The sequence below is a fragment of the Vibrio sp. 10N.261.45.E2 genome, assembly GCF_002875705.1.
Taxonomy (GTDB): Bacteria; Pseudomonadota; Gammaproteobacteria; order Enterobacterales; family Vibrionaceae; genus Vibrio.
Map to the genome: position 1 here is coordinate 1 of NZ_MCZZ01000044.1, position 4,262 is coordinate 4,262.

4 protein-coding genes are annotated in these 4,262 nt (G+C 40.9%); 3 read left to right on the plus strand and 1 reads right to left on the minus strand.

Going from position 1 to position 4,262, the window contains the following annotated elements; genetic code table 11:
• Positions 1-355 precede the first annotated feature (355 nt).
• From BCT34_RS02490 to BCT34_RS02500, 3 genes are all read left to right on the plus strand, one after another.
• Complete coding sequence (locus BCT34_RS02490) at positions 356-1,945, plus strand: response regulator (protein WP_076653442.1); 1,590 nt, start codon at positions 356-358, stop codon at positions 1,943-1,945.
• On the plus strand, positions 1,939-2,271 hold the full coding sequence (locus BCT34_RS02495) for an Hpt domain-containing protein (protein ID WP_017060508.1): 333 nt from the start codon (positions 1,939-1,941) through the stop codon (positions 2,269-2,271). Before BCT34_RS02490 ends, BCT34_RS02495 begins: the two co-directional genes overlap by 7 nt.
• Before the next feature lie 412 nt (positions 2,272-2,683).
• Positions 2,684-3,580: a sigma-70 family RNA polymerase sigma factor gene (locus tag BCT34_RS02500; RefSeq protein WP_076653445.1), complete on the plus strand. Its 897-nt coding sequence runs from the start codon at positions 2,684-2,686 to the stop codon at positions 3,578-3,580.
• 215 nt (positions 3,581-3,795) lie between these two features.
• On the opposite strand, the gene BCT34_RS02505 is transcribed toward BCT34_RS02500, so the two are convergent.
• On the minus strand, positions 3,796-4,149 hold the full coding sequence (locus tag BCT34_RS02505; RefSeq protein ID WP_076653448.1) for a hypothetical protein: 354 nt from the start codon (positions 4,147-4,149) through the stop codon (positions 3,796-3,798).
• Positions 4,150-4,262 lie beyond the last annotated feature (113 nt).

Consider the following 4,262-nt stretch of genomic DNA (forward strand, 5'->3'; position numbering starts at 1 on the left):
TTGTCGTATTGACTAAGAAATACACGAAATGGGCGGCTCTGTCTCTAAACTGAATTACGCAACAAAGCCGTCAGCCGCCCACAATTCAGATGAAATATGATCACAACAAATAATTTCGATTGAATACATAAATACGGTAAATCGTGAATATTTCAAATCTACTCCCTCAAACGCCATTAATCTCATTCCACGCTCTGTGGTACAACAAGCCAAGAACCTAGCCTAATGGTTTATCTTTAACTCCCAAAAATCTAATGAACAACAAAGAGTTAAACCTCAATCAATTTATGGTACGCAACCTTGACAATGTGCAACCTGACACCTAAATTGAAGATAACATTTGGTATTGAGGAAAATGGATTTGACCTTACCACCAGACCTTCGGGTTTTGATTGTCGACGACTCAAAAAGCGCAACCATACTTATCAAGCAACAACTTGCTAGCTTGGGGATTGCGCGCGAGTGCATTTTTATTGCTACAGACTATCGGCAAGCCATTAAAGCGGTCGAAACTCACTCTTTTCATGTTCTTCTCATTGATTACCACTTAGAACAATCCTTCACAGGCTTTGAGCTGTTAGGCATCTTGTATAGAAACCGACTTATCGACCATACAGTTGCGACGATTTTACTCTCTGGCGATATGCGCCAAGAGACGGTACTAACTGCGCTGTCGGGTGAGGCTCACCATTTTATTTCAAAACCGATTAATACGCTGTCTCTAGGGAAAAAAATCCAAAACGCGGTGTTCGAATCACAACAAGTTGACCAATTGAATCGGCTCTACCCAATTAATACACCTGACGCACTTAAGCAGGCTTTAACTATTCCAAACAACCAAATGAATGTTCAGTTTGAAGCAACACTCATTGAACATTTAATTGCTGGTAAAAAGTGGGACTTACTTTCGGCTGTGCTCACTAACTCAAAAACTAAAATGCACCCGACAAAGCTGGTTGCTGAAGCCTTAATTTTGGACAGTTTAGGTAAACCGAATCTTGCGATAGACAAACTGCATAATTTCCTTATCGCCCAGCCGCTGTCGCTGAACGTTATTGATTGTCTGAGCTGCATTTATGAAAAACACCAAATGTTATTGCCAGCTCTTAAATTGGCGATTCGTGCATTTGAGATGACACCGAGTATCAGCCATCGTGCGATTAGAGCTATCGACTTAGCTGAGAACGCCGATAACACGCATATGATCATAAAGTTAGGTGAGATGTATGCGACTCACATTTCAGCGGCTGACATTGATGTCATCCACTCCATTGGTGCGCACTTTAATTCGTTAAAAGCGACGTATCAGCGCGAGACACAACTAAAGTACAAACGTATTTTACTTGAGCACGCTAACCAATTTACAGAGCTAGTAAACCTGAAGCTTCCAATCAAACAACAGCAGCAAGTTCTGGCCAGCCTCGCCTTATTCCAGAGCAACATACTGCTCATAGAAAATAGCCCTAAGGTTGCCCACAAAAAAGTGATTAGAGCCTCGACATTGTTAGCGAATAGCTTCAACAGCCAACCTACTTACTTGATCACTCAGTTATTGCCACTGCTCGTCCATTTTGGTGAATACTCTCTTTATCACTTAGCAGTGGAATGCCTCACATCTCGTGGAGAAACAATAAGCCACCAACTAGAGTCCAAAAATGTCGATCCTTCTACTTGTATCAACATTGAAAACTATGGATCGATTCAGGAATTAAAGGACTACATTCACAATTACCCCTATTCAGTTGCCGCGAAACTTGACTATATATATGCAGTCCATAAAGCTCATATAGATGAGAAACTTAGCGACGACTATTTAGAAGAAATCTTACGGTTAGAACTTCCTCCAAAATGGAATCAATGGATTAGTGATTCATCACGGTATGGTTTTTCTACTAAGCCGCCTAGCCCATTTTCAACATGCAGCCGACAGGAGTCCACATGCTAGACTTTGATGCTTTAAACGCCTATTTAGATAACGACAGAGATGTCATTTACGCCGTTCTGTCTACATATCAAGAAGACCATGGCAATTCACTACAAGAGATCGAAGAATTGGTTCAACAACAAGATTGGGGCAAGCTTCATTTTACCGTGCACACCTTGAAAGGCATCTTAGCCAGCTTTGGTGAAGAGACAGCAACTGTTGCGTTAGAAAGAGTAGAACAAAACACACTCAATAAGCTCGCGCCGCAAGATGATGATCTTTCTGTTATCTACAGCGAAATGAAGATCATTAACCAACAAATCGATGAGGTTCTTAGCACTTATTAGTCGATAGAATTAAGACTTTCGTGGCGATACTGAATAGCAAAAACAGCTGAAAGAGTTGAGGTGCTTAGAAACATTGAACCTCAACTCTTGCCATTTTCTTCATCACTTTCCTTGTCAATTATATAGCCACTCCACACCTATAAATTCATGACATTTATCTAGATAAAGTGATGCATAAGACAGGCTTTATAAACCCGCTATGTTGATGTTTTAAATAAAAAACCAACCCACTTGATGAGATGCAAAAAGGTTAAATATTTGTAGATATTTTTGTGACATAAGCATGCGGAATCGTATTTTATTTGTTGGTAAAGAAGAAACTGTTATCTACACTCTAATGAAACCAAGCGTTAATCACTTGGTGGCATAATAATAAAATAAAACGTTCAGTCGGCTAGATAAGGACAAGGAAATGAACAACGATAGTTTTGCTGCGTTTCAGGGGCTCACGGAAGAAACACCCATTAACGAATCATTTTCTACCAGTGCAGAACCTTATGCTCATTATCTGAAGGATATTGTAGGCATTGATCTGCTGTCGCGTGAAGATGAGGTGTATTACGCAAAATTGAACCGCGCGGGTGATAAAAAAGCGCGAGATGTGATGATCGAATCAAACCTACGCCTTGTTGTAAAAATCGCAAAGAGTTATCTAAAGCGCAAAGGGAATAATTTCACCCTGCTCGACCTGATCGAGGAAGGGAATATTGGTTTGATCAAGGCCATCGACAAATATGACCCAGAACCGGGCTATCGCTTTTCAACCTATGCTGTGTGGTGGATCCGTGAAAGTATTGAAGCCGCACTGATGAACACGGGACGTACCGTCAGATTACCAGCTCATGTGTGCAAAGAAATAAACAGCCTCGCCTCAAAGAAGCTCGATGTAAGCAAAAAAATGCATAAAGAAATTTCTATTTCTGAACTATCAGACTGTTCTGGCGTTAAAGCCGAACGCGTCAACCAACTGGTAGCATTGAGCGGATTTATTGACGTGACGACAACGGTCGGAACTAGCCATGCACCCATGGTGCTCGATCAATGCGAAAGTGAACACATTCCCGATCCTCAACAAGATTGTGAAGATAAGTCCTTTACCCTAGCTCTAGAACAAATCATCAATACCCTCCCACCAAAGTTACAAAAGGTACTCATCCACCGTTTTGGTTTCTTTGATAACAAGGTGAAAACGTTGTCTGAGATTGGACAAATGTCGGATGTGAATGTTTCTAATGAGCGAGTTAGACAAATGCAGAAAGAAGCGGTCGAAAGAATTCAGAAGCGACTCAAATTTGATGGTTGGGTGTAATTCGCAACCCTGTTTAGAATTAAGTAAACATAACTCGATACCAAAACAATCACGTTAAGTAAAACAAAGAACCTTAAGGGTGAGCCTCAAAGCTTGCCCTTTTTGTTTGCCTAGTTTCCGGGGAAAAGCTCGTAAGCACAGAGATGCTAAATCACTAAGCCACTAATCCACTGAGTCACTAAGTCACTGAGCCATTAACGGGCTATTCGATAGTGTTAAACTAGAGAAGTGACTCGCTCACTGCGTAAAATGAGATAATTGATATAGGTGGTTTCAAGACAATCTTGTTCCCACACCGATAAAATACGTTTGGCCGCAAAATAATAATCTTTGTTTCTCAACAACATCCCAACGGTGCGGCTGAGCTTTTCAAATCGAACGTGATCGCTCGCTGAGATGTAGTCATCTTCACTTTCAATAATCGGTGCTAAACCATCAGCAAACCAATTGTTCAATATTTCTCGCATCTCTAATTCAGACTCAGGCACATCCACACTCGACAACTCTCGATGCTGAGGTGGTGGCACGATGTACTTCGATGCTTGCGGTGAACTGACATAACGATACATGTCGTCCCTCCTTTCTAACTGACTCTTCTAATAATTAAGGACATTTTTACCCGTTCTCAAGTTTATTTATCGAAATAAACGACCAAGAAAACAAATAAAAAAGGTTCATCGCG